Genomic DNA, 18,444 nt, shown 5'->3' on the forward strand with positions numbered 1-18,444 from the left:
ATGAACGACCACAACAACAGCATCAACCCGGAAACCGCCATGGCCACCACTACCATGACCATGATCCAGGCCCTGCGCTCGGCCATGGATGTCATGCTCGAGCGCGACGACAATGTGGTGATCTACGGCCAGGACGTCGGTTACTTCGGCGGCGTGTTCCGCTGCACCGAAGGCCTGCAGAACAAGTACGGCAAGTCCCGCGTGTTCGACGCGCCGATCTCGGAGAGCGGCATCGTCGGCACCGCCGTGGGCATGGGTGCCTATGGTTTGCGCCCGGTAGTGGAAATCCAGTTCGCCGACTACTTCTACCCGGCCTCCGACCAGATCGTTTCCGAGATGGCGCGCCTGCGTTACCGCTCGGCCGGCGAGTTCATCGCCCCGTTGACCCTGCGCATGCCCTGCGGTGGCGGGATCTATGGCGGCCAGACCCACAGCCAGAGCCCGGAAGCGATGTTCACCCAGGTGTGTGGCCTGCGCACTGTCATGCCGTCCAACCCGTATGACGCCAAGGGCCTGCTGATCGCCTCGATCGAATGCGATGACCCGGTGATCTTCCTGGAACCCAAGCGCCTGTACAACGGCCCGTTCGACGGCCACCACGACCGCCCTGTCACCCCATGGTCGAAGCACCCGCAAAGCGCCGTACCCGATGGCTACTACAGCGTGCCGCTGGACAAGGCAGCCATTACCCGCCCCGGCAATGACGTGACCGTGCTGACCTACGGCACCACGGTGTACGTGGCCCAGGTGGCCGCCGAAGAAACCGGCGTCGACGCCGAGGTGATCGACCTGCGCAGCCTTTGGCCGCTGGACCTGGAGACCATCGTCGAGTCGGTTAAAAAGACCGGCCGCTGCGTGGTGGTACACGAAGCTACCCGCACCTGCGGCTTTGGCGCCGAACTGGTATCGCTGGTACAGGAACATTGCTTCCACCACCTGGAGGCGCCGATCGAGCGCGTCACCGGCTGGGACACCCCCTACCCCCACGCACAGGAATGGGCTTACTTCCCAGGGCCTTCGCGGGTAGGTGCGGCATTGAAAAAGGTCATGGAGGTCTGAATGGGCACGCACGTCATCAAGATGCCGGACATTGGCGAAGGCATCGCGCAGGTCGAGTTGGTCGAGTGGTTCGTCAAGGTCGGCGACATGATCGCCGAAGACCAGGTAGTGGCCGACGTCATGACCGACAAGGCCACCGTGGAAATCCCTTCGCCGGTCAGCGGCAAGGTGCTGGCCCTGGGTGGGCAGCCCGGTGAAGTGATGGCGGTCGGCAGCGAGCTGATCCGCATCGAAGTGGAAGGCAGCGGCAACCATGTGGATGCTCCCACCAAGGATGCGCCAAAGCCCGAACAGGTCCAAGCCCCCGCAGCCCCTGTGGCAGCCAGGCCAGAGCCGCAGAAGGAAGCAAGACCGGCCGCGTGCCAGGCCGCCGTCAACCACGAGGCAGCCCCGATCGTGCCGCGCCAGCCAGGCGACAAGCCACTGGCCTCGCCGGCGGTGCGCAAGCGTGCCCTGGATGCCGGTATCGAACTGCGTTACGTGCATGGCAGCGGCCCGGCCGGGCGTATCCTGCACGAAGACCTCGACGCCTTCATGAGCAAGCCGCACAGCGCTGGCGGGCAAGCGCCGAGCGGCTATGCCAAGCGCACCGACAGCGAGCAGGTACCGGTGATCGGCCTGCGCCGCAAGATCGCCCAGCGCATGCAGGACGCCAAGCGCCGGGTCGCGCACTTCAGTTATGTGGAAGAGATCGACGTCACCGCCCTGGAAGCTCTGCGCCAGCAACTCAACAGCAAGCACGGCGACAGCCGCGGCAAGCTGACCCTGCTGCCGTTCCTGGTTCGCGCCCTGGTCGTGGCACTGCGCGACTTCCCGCAGATCAACGCCACCTATGACGACGAAGCCCAGGTCATCACCCGCCATGGCGCGGTGCATGTGGGCATCGCCACCCAGGGTGACAACGGCCTGATGGTGCCGGTGCTGCGCCATGCCGAAGCTGGCAGCCTGTGGAGCAATGCCGGCGAGATCTCGCGCCTGGCCAACGCTGCTCGCAAAAACAAGGCCAGCCGCGATGAGCTGTCCGGTTCGACCATCACCCTGACCAGCCTGGGCGCACTGGGCGGTATAGTCAGCACGCCGGTGGTCAACACCCCGGAAGTGGCGATCGTCGGCGTCAACCGCATGGTCGAGCGGCCTGTGGTGATCGACGGCCAGATCGTCGTGCGCAAGATGATGAACCTGTCCAGCTCGTTCGACCACCGCGTGGTCGATGGCATGGACGCCGCGCTGTTCATCCAGGCCGTGCGCGGCCTGCTCGAACAACCCGCCTGCCTGTTCGTGGAGTGAGCATGCAACAGACTATCCAGACTACCCTGTTGATCATCGGCGGCGGCCCTGGCGGCTACGTGGCTGCCATCCGCGCCGGGCAACTGGGCATCCCCACCGTGCTGGTGGAAGGCCAGGCACTGGGCGGTACCTGCCTGAACATCGGCTGCATCCCGTCCAAGGCGCTGATCCACGTGGCCGAGCAGTTCCACCAGACCTCGCGCTTTGCCGGCCCGTCGGAGCTGGGCATCAGCGTCGCCTCGCCGCGCCTGGACATCGGCCAGAGCGTGGCCTGGAAGGACGGCATCGTCGACCGCCTGACCACCGGCGTCGCCGCGCTGCTGAAAAAGCACGGGGTCAAGGTGATCCATGGCTGGGCGAAGGTGCTCGACGGCAAGCAGGTCGAGGTCGATGGCCAGCGTATCCAGTGCGAGCACCTGCTGCTGGCCACTGGCTCCAGCAGCGTCGAACTGCCAATGCTGCCGCTGGGTGGGCCGATCATTTCCTCGACCGAAGCCCTGGCGCCGAAAACCCTGCCGCAGCACCTGGTAGTGGTGGGCGGCGGCTACATCGGCCTCGAGCTGGGCATCGCCTACCGCAAGCTGGGCGCCCGGGTCAGCGTGGTGGAGGCGCGCGAGCGCATCCTGCCAACCTACGACAGCGAGCTGACCGCCCCGGTGGCCGAATCGCTGAAGAAGCTGGGCATCACCCTGCACCTGGGCCATAGCGTCGAAGGTTACGAAGGCGGCTGCCTGCTGGCCCGTGATGGCCAGGGCGGCCAACTGCGCCTGGAAGCCGACCAGGTGCTGGTGGCCGTGGGCCGCCGGCCACGCACGCAAGGTTTCAACCTTGAGTGCCTGGACCTGAAGATGAACGGCGCCGCCGTCGCCATCGACGAGCGCTGCCAGACCAGCATGCGCAACGTCTGGGCCATCGGCGACGTGGCCGGCGAACCGATGCTGGCGCACCGGGCCATGGCCCAGGGCGAGATGGTCGCCGAGATCATCGCCGGCAAGGCGCGCCGTTTCGAACCCAGCGCGATCGCCGCGGTGTGTTTCACCGACCCGGAAGTGGTGGTGGTCGGCAAGACCCCGGAGCAAGCCAGCCAGCAAGGGCTGGACTGCATCGTCGCGCAGTTCCCGTTCGCCGCCAATGGCCGGGCCATGAGCCTGGAATCGAAAAGCGGTTTCGTGCGGGTGGTGGCGCGCCGTGACAACCACCTGATCCTGGGTTGGCAGGCGGTTGGCGTGGCGGTTTCCGAGTTGTCGACGGCGTTTGCCCAGTCGCTGGAAATGGGCGCGTGCCTGGAGGATGTGGCCGGCACCATCCATGCCCACCCGACACTGGGTGAGGCGGTACAGGAAGCGGCGCTGCGCGCGCTGGGCCACGCCCTGCATATCTGACACTGAAGCGGCCGAGGCCGATTTGGCCCGCAGCGCCCCTGGCGTTGCGGGTCTTTTTTCATGGGCGAGTCAGTGCCGGCCTCTTCGCGGGTAAACCCGCTCCCACAGGGACATCACTGCCCGTGAGAGCAGTGGCGCACCTGTGGGAGCGGGTTTACCCGCGAAGAGGCCGGCACAGGCTACTCGGCTATGGCGTTCTTGCCACTCCCCTTGGCCCGGTACAGCGCCTTGTCGGCACGCGCCAGCAGTGCATGCTGGTCCTCTCCTTCCTCCCATTGCACCACACCGTAGCTCATGGTTAGCCGGAAATCGCCCACCGGCTCTATCTGCGCCATCGCCTGGCGCAAGCGTGCAGCCACTTCCAGCGCCTCGCCCAGCGAGGCCTGCGGCAATACGATGACGAACTCGTCCCCACCCCACCGCGCCAGCAGGTCCTGCTCCCGCAGGCAGGCACGCAGGACGTCGACCACCCGCAACAGCGCCGCATCGCCATGGGCATGGCCATAGCGGTCATTGATCGGCTTGAAGTCATCCAGGTCCATGGCTATCAGCGACAACGGCTGGCGAAATCGCTGGGCACGCTCGCACTCCAGTTGTAGCGCCTTCTCCAGCCGATAGCGATTGGCAATGCGGGTCAACGCATCACGCTCGGCCAGCTCGCGGTTTTCGTCCAACTGCCGCTGCAACTGCTGGTTCACCCAGGACAGCTCGCGAGTGCGTTCGGCCACCTGGCTTTCCAGCGACTGGTTCCTCTGCTGCAGTTGCGCCACAAGGCGCTTGTTGGCGTCAATGTTGCGGTGGGCACCAAGCATGCGCGCTACCGAGCCGTCCTCGTTATGGGCAATGATGTAGCCGCTGTCTTCTATCCACAGATAGCTGCCATCCTGGCAACGGCAGCGGTATTCGACCAGATAGTGCTCGTTACGCTGGTTGATGTACGCCTCGAAATGCGCCATCACCCGTGGGTAGTCCTCCGGGTGGATCACGCTTTCCCAGGTGAGCACCGAGTTGGCCATGGAGTGGCTGGGGTAGCCGAGCATGGCGTACCAACCCGGGTTGCGATAGACGTAGCCGGTATTGGCATTCCAGTCCCAGATACCATCGCTGATAAGATCGAACAACGTACGCAACTGCTGCTCACTGAAGCCGGCAGGTACCGGCCGGGTTTCCTGACTCATTGACGCTCTCCCTGACGGCTGGCGCACCCGAACAGAATAGCCCCGACGCCCTGTTTTTGCGGCGCTGTGCGAGCAGGCATGGATCGACGACGCTCAAGCCAGATGCAACAGCGCCTCCTCCACCGCGGCAACCACCTGGTTGCCCTTGGCACCCGGCAGCCGCCATGCGGCGATGGTCACACCCAGTGGCACAGCGCGATCAATGGGGGCGACCAGTTCACCGCTGTCCAGGTAGCGCTGCACCAGGCTTCTGCGCCCTATAAGCACCCCTGCAGCCAGCAAGGCTTGCTGCAGGGCGATCGAGTACAGGGAAAAACCCGGTCCACGGGCAACGAACTTGTGCCCAGGCATCACAGCCCCCGTCCACACCGCCCAGTCGTTCCAGCCCACGTCGGCGATGCAACGGGCGTCGGCAAGATCCTCGGGCTTGGTGATGCTGTTGGCCAGGGCCGGCACGCACACGGGCAGGATTTCTTCCGTGGCTATCCTGCGTTGCCAGCGCTCGGGCTTTTCGGTGTAGAACAGGCACAGATCGAACGGGCTGCGCTTCAGGTTGGGCGGCTCATCCACCGCAGTCACCGAGATCTCGATGGGTGCCAGCAAGCGGGTCAGTTCCGGCAGGCGTGGCCCGATCCACAACTGCGCCAGAGCAGGCGATGTGACGATATGCACCCGCTGCGGTGCCGCCAGGCGGCGCAGTGCGCGCGCAGCGGCTTCCACGGCGTCGAATGCCTCGGTGAACTGGCCTTTCACGCTTTCGCCCAAGGGCGTCAGCCGTACGCCTTTGGCATGGCGCTCGAACAAGGCCGCGCCGTATTCGTTCTCCAGGGTCTTGACCAGGGCGGCGATGGCCCCCGGTGTCACCTTCAGTTCGAGTGCAGCACGGGCGAAACCGCCCAGGCGGGCTGACGCTTCGAAGGCACGCAAGGCATTGAGCTGCAGCGAGTGCCGGGTAGAAGTATCGAGGTACACGGTTTCAGGCCTATTTTTTTTAGGCCTACTATTCCAGAAATCTGGCGTTGTGGCCAACTGTCGCGCGCATTAACGTGGACGTGCCGCCCTTGTACCGCCTGCACACTTTCAAGGATTTCAAATGCCGTATCCAAGCGCGCTCCAAGCGTTCAGGCAAGGTGCCCGCAGCGCCCTGCCATTGACCTCCGGCATAGTGCCCTTCGGCCTGATCACCGGGGTCACGGCGATCGGCATGGGCCTGTCGCCAACCGATGCCATCGGCATGACCTTGCTGTTCTACTCCGGTTCGGCGCAGATGGTGGTGATGCAGTTGATGCAAAGCGCCGCCCTGCCGGTGACCATGGTAGTCACCGCGCTGGTGATCAACCTGCGCTTCCTGATGTACAGCGCCAGCCTGGCCCCGCACCTGGGCCAGTTGCCCCGCCGCCGCAAGTGGCCGATGGCGTACATGCTGTCGGACCAGTCCTTCGCCCTGTGCATGCTGAAGATGGGCACGGGCGGGCTGGGACAGTATGCCTACCCCTACTATGCCGGTACGGCAATCACCATGTTCTTCGGCTGGAACCTCTCGGTGCTAGCGGGCATGTATCTGGGAGCGAGCATTCCTGAAGACTGGTCGCTCGGCTTTGCCATTCCCTTGTCGTTCCTGGCCCTGTTGATACCCGGCATTCGCAATGCAGCCACGCTTGGCGCAGCGCTGACCGGCGGTGTGCTCGCCGTACTGGCCGTCGACCTGCCCTACAACCTCGGCCTGCTGGTTGGCGCGCTGGGCGGCATCGTCGCTGGGCTAGCCATCGAGAACTGGCAAAAACAGCAAACCGCGGCAGAAGCCAATACCGAGCAGGAAGCATCATGAGCGAAACGACCCAGTGGATGACCTTCATTCTGATCGGCCTGGGCACCTTCGCCATCCGCCTGTCGTTCATCGAGTTGCACACGGCATTGCGCATCCCCCCACTGTTTCGCCGCGCCCTGGCGTATGTGCCAGCCAGTGTGTTGGCCGCATTGGTACTGCCGGCCGTGGTATTCCCCGACCGGCAGGCAGGGTTCGACTGGATGAACCCGCAGATACCAGCGGCGATACTGGCCGCGCTGGTGGCGTGGCGTACGCGCAGCACGATGCTGACGCTGATTGTGGGCATGGGAGTACTGTGGGCCTTGAAGCATCTGGGGATGTAGGAATACGCAGCTTCAAGGCTTCCCGATTTCGCGTCACCAACACCGGGTGAACGCGGTAAGGGAACGAAAGGAATGGCGTCCCAGGCAGGAATTGAACCTGCAACCTTCCCCTTAGGAGGGGCTAGGCTTTGAAGGTCACTTAAGGACACAAAATATCAGTGCCCTAAAAAAATCGCTCTAAGCCCTTGGAAATCCTGGATTTGCTTCCATAAGTGTTAGTAGCGAAACGGCACACGCGCTCGCTTGACGGACGATGAGAGACAGTCTCAGACGTTGAGCGTCACGAGAAGTAGTGTCCAAAGTAGTGACCAAAATTGACCTAAAGGGAACGCCAAGATGGCAGGAAACACAAGCGACAAAACGGTAAACGATCAACGACTGCGCGGCTTGGGTGACGGTGAGATCCTAACAGAGAGCATCCTCGGCAGGGGTAACGGATCAATCCTCTTCAAAAAGGTAGGAGCGGTCGTGACTGCTTACTACCGATGGACCATCGACAAAAAACCGGGCCAGCTCAAGATCGGGGCGTATGCTCTAACCAAGCGGTCGCCAGGACTCAATCTGCAAGAAATACGTGACCGGGCAGGCGACCACGTTAAGGTCCTCAAAGCTTACGGAAATCCAAAGGTGTACTACGCCAGCCAAGCTCGACTGGCCGAATATCAGCGAGAAGCGGAAAAGGAGGCAGCAGAGGCTGACGCCAGGCGTGGGACGTTCAAAGACTTGCTCGATTACTACGTGGCAGATCTGAGAGATCGGGGCAAAGTGAAAGCTAGTAACGTCGCCAGCGATTTCCGAAACCATATTCTGGAACCGTTTCCAGACCTGGCATGCAAGCCTGCGAAGGACATTACTGAACACGATATAGCTAGGATCATGACAAACATTCTGGCTTCAAAACCTAGGCGCCGAGGCAAGAACAACACGACACCAGCGCCTGTAACATCAATGAAGTCCACAGCCGACACCGTACACACCTACTTGTGCGCAGCGTTCAAGAAAGCGCAAAGCACTGTTATCGACTTAGAAAGCAGTATCACTGATCGCAAGGATTTTGAAGTTAAGACAAATCCTGCCAAAGGAGTTAAGGCTCTTGTAAACGTGTACATGGGCACTACGGAGTCGCTGGAGCAGAAAGAGCTTTCAGAGCTTCTCAAGTATCTGCACACGCTTCCGGAAAGACAGCGTGCAATGGCGCTCGCGCCGATCTACCTAGGTGGGCAGCGGCTGAAAATGCTGGCTCCTACTCTTTGGTCAGATATAGATGAAGATGGAATCATGATGCTTGATATCAAGGGCAATGCGCCACCCCGCCCTCACTACGTACCGTTGACGCCGCGCATTCGTACCATTATGAGTCCACTTTTCGATCTTCGGTTGAGCCCCAAAGGCCCGTTTGCAGTCACGGAAAACCTCGCAGGACAGGGCTATCTGATCAAAGTCTACGCAAAGGCCGGCACAGCCCTTAGTAAAGAAAAGAAAACTCGCTACTTTAGCTGGAAAAATATTCGTGTTTCCGCTGAAACCTTGATGGCAGGACTGGGAGTCAAAGCTGAAATTCGAGCACATATTCTCTCTCACGGCCGGGAACAAAATGGAATCCAATCGAAGCATTATGATAGGAATACTTATTACCGAGAGAAGACCGAAGCACTTACGATATGGAGCGACTACTTAGATGGGCTGCTGGAAGGAAAAATCCGGAGCGATATCAAAATTTACACACTTGCAGATCTACGCAAAGTAGACAGCCGAGCAAATTAATCGTCAATACTATTGACATCTCAAAAAAACATTGACCTTCATCATCTTCCCCTTTACTATAAATATTCAACCAGCCATAGGGGGCAAGATGAGTCATGTAATTATTGATCGCTTTTTGAGTATTTCGGACGTTGCCGAGATTCTTGGAGTTTCCAAAAAAACTGTCGAGCGAATGGAGAAAAGGGGTGACATACCTAAAAAAACCAAGTTGAGCCATAAAACCGTGGGATGGAGATCAAGCAGATTTCAGGAGTTCATGAATACGCTTTAAATCAACTCAGAGGAACTCATGATCAACCACTCTTAAAAAAGGCGCCTCTATGGTGCCTTTTTTATTAAGCCAGAAGAGTCGAGACGGCAAACTATCGTTTGGTTGCCGACCAGATCAATTGAAGTGCCTAAGAAAGTTTTTGCCTCCGACGAGAGGCATGCGAGCCTCACGCAATTGAGCAGACCCTGCCTCGGGGCAGGAGGCGCCCAGGTGGCCTGGTCCGCCCAACACGCCACCTAAACACTCAGGCAACCGGTCACGCCCGAGATCCATCCCTAGCGCTGCGAAAAAGAAAAGGTTCCGACCAATAGAATCCCCTAAACCAGGACACGATCGATCAGAACCCCTTTTTGCAAGATCGCAGTATTGCGACACCTAGGGATTCTCCGATCAAGTCAGCACAGGCCATCTGACCTGTGCTGAAATAGCCCTCCGTCCAACTGCCTTCTACAAGTCCGCCATCCCATGAGTCAGATGAGCTTTTCCGATTTCGAGTACGCCGGCAAGCGCAAGCAAACCCGTCGCGAGCGTTTCCTGGCCGAGATGGAACAGGTGGTACCGTGGAGTGGACTGGTGGCGTTGATCGAGCCTCACTACCCAAAGGCTGGCGGTGGCCGCAAGCCTTATCCTCTGGAAACCATGCTGCGCATTCACCTGCTGCAGAATTGGTTCTCTTTGAGCGATCCCGCCATGGAAGAGGCGCTGTACGAGATCACTTCGATGCGCCAGTTCGCTCGTCTGACGCTCAGCGCTCCGATCCCCGAAGACACGACGATCATGAACTTCCGGCACCTGCTGGAGAAGCATCAGTTGGCAGCCGGCATTCTGGAAACCATCAACAATTACCTGCAAGACAAGGGCCTGTCGTTGCGCCAGGGCACCATTGTCGACGCGACCATCATCCACGCGCCCAGTTCGACCAAGAACAAGGAAGGCAAGCGCGATCCTGAAATGCATCAAACGAAGAAGGGCAACCAGTACTATTTCGGCATGAAGGCCCACATCGGCGCGGATGCTGAATCGGGTCTGGTGCATCACGTTCATGGCACCGCCGCGAACGTAGCTGACGTGACGGAGGTCGCTCAGCTATTGCATGGCGAAGAGAATGTCGTGTGTGCGGATGCGGGTTACACAGGCGTGGAAAAGCGGCCAGAACACGAGGGACGGCAGGTGATATGGCAGGTCGCTGCCCGCCGCAGCACCTACAAACACTTGAGCAAACGCAGCGTGCTCTACCAAGCCAAGCGCAAGATCGAAAAGGCCAAGGCGCAAGTGCGTGCGAAGGTGGAGCACCCGTTCCGGGTGATCAAACGCCAGTTCGGCTATGTAAAGACTCGTTTTCGCGGCTTGGCCAAGAACACGGCGCAACTGACCACGCTGTTTGCCCTGTCGAATCTGTGGATGGTGCGCCGGCAATTATTGCCTGCTGCGGGAGAGGTGCGCCCGTGAGTCCGGATAACCAAGGCTTTGCCTTGGTTATCCAATAATCAGCGACTGAAAAGCGGGCTTTTCGGCATCCCTAAGCCGCCCATTTCCGACTGATGAGCAACTTGTTCGGAGTTTCCCTAGGGAAGGTCTGAAGTAACCCTGTATTTCCGGTCGACTTCAGCCCTTGCTGCTTTTGAAAGCGGGCCGTCGATCAAAATCGACCAGGTAACCCGCTCAGTTCTCCGTTTTTGGCCGCCGCGAGCACCTCGCAGCAGCCATTTTCCGCATTACAGGTGCACCTGTCCTGCGGTAGTCAGCAAATGTCGGCGCGCCATCCATAGGTTCGACAGCGCGAACAGCGTCACCAGCTGAGCGGTGTTCTTGGCCAGGCCACGGAAGCGCACCTTCACGTAACCGAACTGGCGCTTGATCACTCGAAACGGGTGCTCGACCTTCGCTCGCACTTGTGCCTTGGCCTTCTCGATCTTGCGCTTGGCTTTGTACAGGGCGCTGCGTTTATCGAGCTTCTTGTAGGTGCTGCGGCGTGCTGCGACCTGCCAGATCACTTCGCGGCCCGCATGTTCGGGGCGCTTTTCGACGCCGGTGTAGCCGGCATCGGCGCAGACGACGTTCTCGTTACCGTGCAGCAGTTTGTCGACCTGGGTGATATCCGCCACGTTGGCTGCCGTGCCTACCACGCTGTGTACCAGCCCCGACTCATCATCCACGCCGATGTGCGCCTTCATGCCAAAGTAATACTGGTTCCCTTTCTTGCTCTGGTGCATTTCCGGGTCGCGCTTGCCGTCCTGGTTCTTGGTCGAGCTGGGTGCGTGGATCAGTGTGGCATCGACGATAGTGCCCTGGCGCAGCGACAGGCCGCGATCCCCCAGGTAGCCATTGATTACGCCGAGGATGCCGGCTGCCAGCTCATGTTTCTCCAGCAAACGACGGAAGTTGAGGATGGTGGTTTCGTCGGGAATGCGCTCCAGGCTCAGCCCGGCGAACTGACGCAGGATGGTCGTCTCGTAGAGCGCTTCTTCCATGGCCGGGTCGCTGTAGCCGAACCAGTTCTGCATCAGATGGATACGTAACATGGCCATCAGCGGATAGGCTGGACGACCACCTTCACCCTTTGGGTAGTGTGGCTCGATCAGGGCAATCAATCCCTTCCACGGCACCACCTGATCCATCTCGATCAGGAACAATTCCTTACGGGTCTGCTTGCGCTTGCCGGCGTACTCGGCGTCGGCGAAGGTCATCTGCTTCATGGAAAAACTCGGCTGGCGGGATCGGCGTATTTCACCAGATTCGGGAAGTCTTTTTCAGACCTTCCCTAGAGTAGCATTAGTACCGCTACACCTAAGCGGTGTCTGAACTACTACGGTATTGCCACACCTAAGCGGTGTTTGAGCTACTGCGGTATTGCCACACCTAAGCGGTGTATGAGTTTAGCGGTAGACTGTTTAACTGGGTCTATTTACTCATATGCCAAATAATCAAGTCAAGGAAAAACTGAAAAAAACCCGGAATCACCTTCAAATGTCAATGCTATTGACAGGCTTTTATACCTAACGAAAAATCTTTTATTTAGTGCAGGATACGCCACATAGGTATCCAAGCTCAGGCCACCTCGAACTGATCCAAGCGGAGTGGTTAAGGATTGACTCTGCGCATACCCCAATTGGGAAATAAAAGGGCGCTAGCCGCCCGCATCGCACTCCTACCCCATTGATGTCAATGTTGGAATGATATGATGCGATATCAATCAAAGTCACATCATCTACCCATAGAAAAACAGACAAGTCAATGACTTCAAAGAAATTAATCTTCCACTTCGTCAATATCATTTACATATTTCGGAAAGTGTAAATGACATTGACGAAGTTAGACGGACGCATGAGTTCAAAATCAGCGTAACTGCTGAACCTTTCCAAAGGGGTTCGGTGCCCAACCCCCCTTTTATTCGCGTCCTTGAAGGACAACCCACCACTAGGTGACCCTGCCCAATCTCGGAGCGGAACGGGAGGCCTGCGCATTGACCAGGGCAGCTGCTCGCGCCCCTCCCCCAGAAACTACCTACAGCGTCAGATGAACCATGGGGGTGGCGAAGAAGGCTTGGTCGCTCGCAGTACACAGCATCCTTAGGTGGTCTTCGTCAGCACCCACCAGCACTACCCGAAGCCCTCGATGCCTTGAGCTGTTAAGCTCGTCCCGCGCGGCTTTAAGCGCGTACAGAATTGCTTTCCCCTCAGGTGTATCTTGAGCCCGCTGGACCTCATCGATGATAAGCACGATTACCTTCTGCGACAGCTCAGATAGCATCACCAAGGCGCTGCACAAGGTGACAGCTCTACCTATGCCCACCTGGTTTTCAGGGAGAGCGGCGGCTGCGTTGACGGCCTCATCCGCACCAACGACCACTCCCCTATCCATTCGCTGAATGGCCTCACAGACTAAGCTTGAAATGATCGAATCTGCGGAGCTGGCACCGTCTAAAGAGGCAAAAATCACTAGCGCCCCCCTTCCCTTCAGTGCAGCTTGGAGATTGTCTGAAACGAACAAAGCCCCTTCAGCGTCAGCGGGCCTAGTCAAAACAAGTCCAGAGGACGCAGCGCTGCCGATAGCATCCAGCAGGATGCGATCAGCCAGCTTTTCAGCTAGCTCATCACGTGGGTCGTGAGGACTGCTCATATTCATCCCGATTCGCGAGGACGGTATCAAATTCTAAGTCGCTCATTGAGCTGCTAGGCTCTGTACGTAAAGTATTGTCGCAAGCACCGCATAGCGCAGGCCAATGAGACCATCGCCGCAAAACTTGTTGCGAGCTTGTCGAAGCGCGTCACGATGCGACGGTTCTCCTTCAGCCAGCCAAACATGCGTTCGATGATGTTGCGCTGCCGATATTTGGGGCGATCAAAAAGTCGAGGCAATCCTGGCTTGGTTTTGCGCTTCATGCTTCGCAACGGAATGACTGGCTGCATGCGATAACGATCACAATACTGGCGCAGCGCTTCAGCGTCGTAACCCTTGTCAGCCAGCAACCAGCGGCAACGCTTGCGTGGGCGACCGCGCAGGCTGGGTATGCAAGCCTGATCGAGTAGCGGTTGGGCATAGGCTATATCGCTGGCTTGTCCGCCTGACAACAGGAAACGCAGAGGCACACCATTGGCGTCGCACAGCATGTGAATCTTGGTCGTCAGGCCACCCCGGCTGCGCCCGAGCGCGTGGTCTTGCGGTTCTTCAAATCCCCTTTTTTCCCGGCACCTGATGAGGCCCGGGTTGCTCGTACGGCAGTGGAGTCGATCATCCATGTTTCCAAGTCAATCAAACCCTGCTCATTCAATCGGATATGAAGACGCTTGAGCATCTGATCAAAAGCTCCGCAATCACGCCATCCCCGGAACCGTTGATAGATCGTTGACCAAGGGCCGAATCGTTCGGGCATGTCTCGCCAGGCTGCGCCAGAGCAAAGCACCCAGAGAATACCGTTTAGCATCAGGCGATCATCGGCCCGAGGGCGCCCGGTGCGCTGATTTTTGGTGAAGATATCTGCAACCAGATCCCAGGCTGCGTCGGGAAGTTCATACCGCTTTGCCATCTTGGCCTCCTGGCTTTAATGGCGGTGTATTTTACAGAAAATCGTATTTCTTGGGTTTACGTACAGAGCCTAGCAACCAAGTCGATGGAGGCCAACAGTCTGGCATTCTATGCTATGCCAGTACCCGGCCTCTGGCCGTTATTGACCCAGTCCCCCTTCCCTCACCGCGATCAACGTTGAGATGTAAGCTACAGCTCTGTGTTGCCAGACTCGCTTCGCGGAATGACACCAGCCTTTGATCAGCATCTGCTTGAGAATGACTAGGCTTTTGCAATTGATGATCTCCAACGCTGATTTGGAGCCATTCAGAAATTCCCGCCAGGTCAATTGCTGCTCCAGGGTGGGCACAGGGCATCGGGCTGGAGGCAGTGGTCTCCTTCCAGGCTCACTGCACCTAACACGGCAGCATGTGCACGCAATTGGCTCGCAGCGAACTGCCCTGCTGTGATTTCCTCTGTAGGTGCTATGTGGCATGACTCTCAGTGAGACCAGAACGATGAGTAATAAGGCATATTTCGCAGTGAGCGTCACTGGGGTAGCGATGCTGGCAGGGGCAATCTCATATGCCGACTCGACAATCAGCTTAGTTATGTTTGCTTTGAAAATGATTGGTACATACGGCGTACGAGAAATCTTGGGCTACCTAGTGGTTACTGGGATTATAAGCGGATTTTCAATTTTGGCTATTCCACTACTCTTCGTCACCGGCACTATATTGGCGACTGGAGCATGGATAGATCCCAAAGATAGGTAGTAGTTAGATTTACTGATGGTGCTGCTTTGATAAGACAGTCATCCAGGTGCCGGAATGGTGAACCGTCTCATTACTTCTATTGACTATCCCCGATGGATCGATGTCGTTCAATAGCGATTATTCCCGAGCGACAGCTTTCGACCCATAGCTGCCTTTCGCGGAAGACAGCTAAACTCACTGGGACCCTCTAACGTGGCATTGGGATTTGGGATAGGAAGCTTAATGGAGCCTCGGGGTGAAGGCCTTCATCACTGAAATCAAACCGCCAATACCCCACATCATGCCAAGCACCGAGCTTGAATCCGACCTGCGGAAACGTACCGATGTGCTGGAAGCCGAGTCGCTCGTGCAGCCCGACACTGCCTTCATTCGGCAAGGCAATGCCGGCATACGCCGAGCGATATCCCAGACGCTTCAGAACCGGCAGCAGCACGTCATAGAGTTGGCGAGCAATCCCGCTGCGGCGTTGCCCTTCAGCGACATACACCGTCACATCCACCACCCACCGGTACGCCGCACGCGCGCGGTGCTGACTGGCGTAGGCATAGCCGACTACTCGTCCTTCTCGCACAGCCACCAGATACGGGTAGGTTTGCAGCGTCGTGGAGATCCGCTCACGCATTTGCTCCACGCTCGGCACTGCCTCTTCGAATGAGATAGCCGTGTTGAGCACGATGGGCGCGTAGATGATCTGGATCTCTTCTGCATCCTCTGGTCTGGCGACACGAATATCGATTCCGCTATGCATCCGGCTGCTCCAAGGTGTTCAGGTGTTCAACTACTTCGTTGACCGTGCTGCGCGCGGTACGGGTGACGCCGATCAACGTCGCCGAGGCCAGGCCGGTCCAGTCGCCATATCCGACCAGCCAGAGGCGCGGCTCGCGAATAGAGTGCCCCCCATCAACCTCGACCCTACCGTTGTCATCCAGCACGTCCAGTGCCTTCAGATGATCCAGCGCCGGCCGGAACCCAGTACACCAGACCACAGCATCGACCTGGGTTTTCTCACCGTTGAGCCAAGCGACCCCGTCCGGCGTGAATGAGGTAAAAGGCCTTACAGCACGAAGGGCCCCGCGCTCGCGAGCGCGGACCACTGAGGGCACCATGACGATATCGCCAAGCCCACCGACCGGTGCGTCGATAACACGGCCCTCCTGTTGAGCCTTGAGGCGCTCGGTAGCCCGCTCGAACAGCACCCGGCCATCAACGTCATCAGGCAGAAACGCCGGTTCCTCCGTGGTTACCCACGTTGCGTCGGCGACCTCGGACAGCTCCGCATAGATTTGCGCCCCCGAGTTGCCACCACCAACGACCAGCACGCGCTTTCCTTGGAAAGCCTCGGGTGATTGATAATGGGCGGAGTGAATCTGCTGTCCCTGGAACAGCTCTATCCCCGGATAAGCCGGAACATAGGGGTTGCTCCAGGTCCCCGTTGCGCTGATGACGACACGAGCCTCCCAGTCGCGGTCCTTCGAGCGTACACGAAGACCACGCCCGGTCCGCTCCACAGACGTGACGCTGACGGGACGAGCGATAGAAAACCCGTAGCGTGCCTCGTACTGCTCCAGATAGCTGACCACGTGATCCCTATCGGGATTACCTTCGGTGACTGGCGGCATCGGCCAGCCCGCGATCGTGCTCCATGCGGAGGGCGAGAACAACGTCAGCGAGTCCCAGCCATGGCGCCAAGCCCCGCCCGCAGCCTCTTCGGCATCGAGCAACAGGAACGACAGCTTGGCTCGCTTGAGAAAATAAGCCACCGTCAGCGCGGACTGCCCGCCGCCAATCACGATGACATCGAGTAGTTCGCCTTCGGTGGCCATGGTTTTTCCTGTCTGGCTGGAGCGCTCAGTCTTCGCTGAACTGGTTGATGTAGTTGATGTGCGCAGGCTTCTGAATAGCCCGAGGGCGAAGCTCCTGCACCCAGGCGATCGCCTCGCGGCGCGGCATTCCGGATTCGATCAGCAGACGGGCAGCGAACAGCCCGGTGCGGCCGGAGCCGCCCTTGCAGTGGATTGCCAGGGCCTTGTTGGAAGCGAGCAAAGCGTCCAACTGGTGGCGAATCTCTCCCAGCCGAGCCTCGAAGTTTTGATCAGGAGCCTGATCATCCTCGATCGGCAGCTGGAACCACTCCAACCCATGCTGCTTGGCCGCGATGCCAAGCTGGGCAACTCCGTTTTCCTGAAGCTCTGCGTCCGACATCAGCGTAACAAGCGCTACGGCACCGGCCTGCTTGAGCGTATCCAGGCTTTCAGCGAGAGCGCTGGTCTGGGTGCCCGGACAAGGCGTAAAAATCAGTACACCCGGAGCATGGGGCAAGGATTTCAATGAGTAAGGATGCGACATGCTCATGACCTCAAATAGACCGAATATTGACTCTCTTGGATAGTTCTTCCGCCGACTCTTTGCGTTCGGAGTAGCGGTCTACCAAGTAATCCTGGCGATCACGCAGCAGCAGCGTGAACTTGGTCAGTTCCTCCATCACGTCGACCAGCCGATCGTAGAAAGACGACGGTTTCATGCGTCCGGCTTCATCGAACTCCAGGAAGGCTTTTGGCACCGACGACTGGTTCGGGATGGTAAACATACGCATCCAGCGGCCAAGCACGCGCAGTTGGTTCACCACGTTAAAAGACTGCGAGCCTCCACACACCTGCATCACCGCGAGGGTCTTGCCCTGGGTTGGGCGAACGGCGCCTATGGCCAGCGGTACCCAATCGATCTGCGCTTTGAAGACAGCACTCATTGAGCCGTGACGCTCGGGGGAGCACCACACTTGGCCCTCGGACCATTGCATCAGCTCGCGGAGTTCCAGCACCTTCTCGTGGGAGTCCGGAGCGTCATCCGGCAGCGGCAGGCCGGAAGGGTCGAAGATACGGGTTTCAGCGCCGAACTCTTCCAGCAGGCGCGCAGCTTCCTGGACCATCAAGCGGCTGAATGAGCGCTCGCGGGTCGATCCGTACAGCAACAGGATGCGCGGTTTGTGTGTGGAAGGATCCTTCGGCGCCAGCCGCTCCAGCGACGGCAGATCAATCAGTTCTGGTTGGACATTTGGCAGGTGGTCGTTCATTTCTGTCTCCATTGATCCAGGGCCTACAGCGCGCCGATTCGGGCAAGTTCGGCTTTCAGTTCGTCCTGGCTCAGTTGCGAGAAAGGCAGCGCAATGAAGGCGCGCACGCGCTCATCGATCTTCGCAAGTGTGGTCTGGAAGGCTTCTTCGATTTCTGTCTCACTCCCGGTGACCGCTGAAGGATCGGCCAGGCCCCAGTGGGCTTTGAGCGATGGACCGAAGAAGATCGGGCAGGCTTCGCCGGCAGCGCGGTCGCACACGGTGACAACGATGTCGGGAGGAGAACTCTCGAAGGCATCCGAGGCCTTGCTTGAAAGACCAGCGGTGGGGATACCGGCGGCTTCCAAGGTTTTCAGTGCCCGCTCATTGACCTTGCCGCTTGGGAAGCTGCCAGAACTCACAGCTTCCATACCCTCGGGGGCCAGGTGATTGAACAGCGCCTCGGACAGGATGCTGCGGCAGCTGTTGTGGGTGCACATGAACAAGACTTTCATCAGGTATC

17 protein-coding genes are annotated in these 18,444 nt (G+C 58.8%); 7 read left to right on the forward strand and 10 right to left on the reverse strand.

Features of this window, described 5'->3' with window-relative positions; all coding sequences use genetic code 11:
- From KDB76_RS20890 to lpdA, 3 genes are read left to right on the forward strand one after another with little or no spacing between them, the layout of a single operon-like run.
- Positions 1 to 1,059, forward strand: coding sequence for an alpha-ketoacid dehydrogenase subunit beta (locus KDB76_RS20890; RefSeq protein ID WP_015271253.1), 1,059 nt, complete (start codon positions 1 to 3; stop codon positions 1,057 to 1,059).
- Entirely contained in the window at positions 1,060 to 2,346 is a 1,287-nt protein-coding gene (locus tag KDB76_RS20895) for a dihydrolipoamide acetyltransferase family protein (protein WP_023661390.1), read from the forward strand.
- 2 nt (positions 2,347 to 2,348) lie between these two features.
- A complete protein-coding gene (gene lpdA / locus KDB76_RS20900; protein WP_038410063.1) occupies positions 2,349 to 3,728 on the forward strand; it encodes a dihydrolipoyl dehydrogenase in 1,380 nt (459 codons plus the stop codon).
- A gap of 179 nt (positions 3,729 to 3,907) precedes the next feature.
- Here lpdA and KDB76_RS20905 read toward each other — a convergent pair whose 3' ends face one another.
- Together KDB76_RS20905 and KDB76_RS20910 are read right to left on the reverse strand one after the other, a co-directional pair.
- The gene (locus KDB76_RS20905; RefSeq protein ID WP_023662128.1) at positions 3,908 to 4,906 is read right to left on the reverse strand and encodes a diguanylate cyclase; all 999 of its coding nucleotides are present in this window, start codon (positions 4,904 to 4,906) and stop codon (positions 3,908 to 3,910) included.
- A gap of 93 nt (positions 4,907 to 4,999) precedes the next feature.
- A complete protein-coding gene (locus KDB76_RS20910) occupies positions 5,000 to 5,878 on the reverse strand; it encodes a LysR family transcriptional regulator (protein ID WP_023662127.1) in 879 nt (292 codons plus the stop codon).
- Positions 5,879 to 5,999: 121 nt separating this feature from the next.
- On the opposite strand from KDB76_RS20910, the gene KDB76_RS20915 reads away from it, so the two are divergent.
- The 4 genes from KDB76_RS20915 to KDB76_RS20935 all read left to right on the forward strand — a co-directional run bounded on the left by KDB76_RS20915 (position 6,000) and on the right by KDB76_RS20935 (position 10,541).
- Positions 6,000 to 6,734: an AzlC family ABC transporter permease gene (locus KDB76_RS20915; protein WP_038410064.1), complete on the forward strand. Its 735-nt coding sequence runs from the start codon at positions 6,000 to 6,002 to the stop codon at positions 6,732 to 6,734.
- Positions 6,731 to 7,057, forward strand: coding sequence for an AzlD domain-containing protein (locus tag KDB76_RS20920; RefSeq protein WP_003257245.1), 327 nt, complete (start codon positions 6,731 to 6,733; stop codon positions 7,055 to 7,057). Before KDB76_RS20915 ends, KDB76_RS20920 begins: the two co-directional genes overlap by 4 nt.
- A gap of 336 nt (positions 7,058 to 7,393) precedes the next feature.
- Complete coding sequence (locus KDB76_RS20925) at positions 7,394 to 8,821, forward strand: hypothetical protein (protein ID WP_212632165.1); 1,428 nt, start codon at positions 7,394 to 7,396, stop codon at positions 8,819 to 8,821.
- 736 nt (positions 8,822 to 9,557) lie between these two features.
- The gene (locus KDB76_RS20935; RefSeq protein ID WP_013973047.1) at positions 9,558 to 10,541 is read left to right on the forward strand and encodes an IS5-like element IS2000 family transposase; all 984 of its coding nucleotides are present in this window, start codon (positions 9,558 to 9,560) and stop codon (positions 10,539 to 10,541) included.
- Between the two features lie 266 nt (positions 10,542 to 10,807).
- On the opposite strand, the gene KDB76_RS20940 is transcribed toward KDB76_RS20935, so the two are convergent.
- The 8 genes from KDB76_RS20940 to KDB76_RS20975 form a co-directional block, all read right to left on the reverse strand.
- Positions 10,808 to 11,788 carry an IS5-like element ISPa16 family transposase gene (locus tag KDB76_RS20940; protein WP_038410028.1) on the reverse strand — a complete coding sequence of 327 codons (981 nt, stop codon included), beginning with the start codon at positions 11,786 to 11,788 and terminating at the stop codon, positions 10,808 to 10,810.
- Between the two features lie 808 nt (positions 11,789 to 12,596).
- Positions 12,597 to 13,211, reverse strand: coding sequence for a hypothetical protein (locus KDB76_RS20945; protein ID WP_212632167.1), 615 nt, complete (start codon positions 13,209 to 13,211; stop codon positions 12,597 to 12,599).
- Positions 13,212 to 13,264: 53 nt separating this feature from the next.
- A protein-coding gene (locus tag KDB76_RS20950; RefSeq protein WP_086005488.1) for an IS5 family transposase occupies positions 13,265 to 14,118 on the reverse strand; the annotation gives its coding sequence in 2 pieces (ribosomal slippage) (positions 13,265 to 13,774 and positions 13,777 to 14,118; 852 coding nt in all).
- 941 nt (positions 14,119 to 15,059) lie between these two features.
- Positions 15,060 to 15,620 carry an arsinothricin resistance N-acetyltransferase ArsN1 family B gene (locus tag KDB76_RS20955; RefSeq protein ID WP_212632168.1) on the reverse strand — a complete coding sequence of 187 codons (561 nt, stop codon included), beginning with the start codon at positions 15,618 to 15,620 and terminating at the stop codon, positions 15,060 to 15,062.
- Positions 15,613 to 16,695 (reverse strand): ArsO family NAD(P)H-dependent flavin-containing monooxygenase, encoded by a 1,083-nt coding sequence (locus KDB76_RS20960; protein ID WP_212632169.1) that lies wholly within the window; start codon positions 16,693 to 16,695, stop codon positions 15,613 to 15,615. Before KDB76_RS20960 ends, KDB76_RS20955 begins: the two co-directional genes overlap by 8 nt.
- 25 nt (positions 16,696 to 16,720) lie before the next feature.
- Positions 16,721 to 17,224, reverse strand: a complete 504-nt coding sequence (locus KDB76_RS20965) for a cyclin-dependent kinase inhibitor 3 family protein (RefSeq protein ID WP_086978009.1) — start codon at positions 17,222 to 17,224, stop codon at positions 16,721 to 16,723.
- Positions 17,225 to 17,228: 4 nt separating this feature from the next.
- Entirely contained in the window at positions 17,229 to 17,942 is a 714-nt protein-coding gene (gene arsH, locus KDB76_RS20970) for an arsenical resistance protein ArsH (protein WP_027917258.1), read from the reverse strand.
- Between the two features lie 23 nt (positions 17,943 to 17,965).
- Positions 17,966 to 18,436, reverse strand: coding sequence for an arsenate reductase ArsC (locus tag KDB76_RS20975; RefSeq protein ID WP_027917259.1), 471 nt, complete (start codon positions 18,434 to 18,436; stop codon positions 17,966 to 17,968).
- Positions 18,437 to 18,444 lie beyond the last annotated feature (8 nt).

It is taken from the genome of Pseudomonas sp. JS425, from assembly GCF_018223845.1.
In the GTDB taxonomy this organism is placed as follows: Bacteria; Pseudomonadota; Gammaproteobacteria; order Pseudomonadales; family Pseudomonadaceae; genus Aquipseudomonas; species Aquipseudomonas asiatica.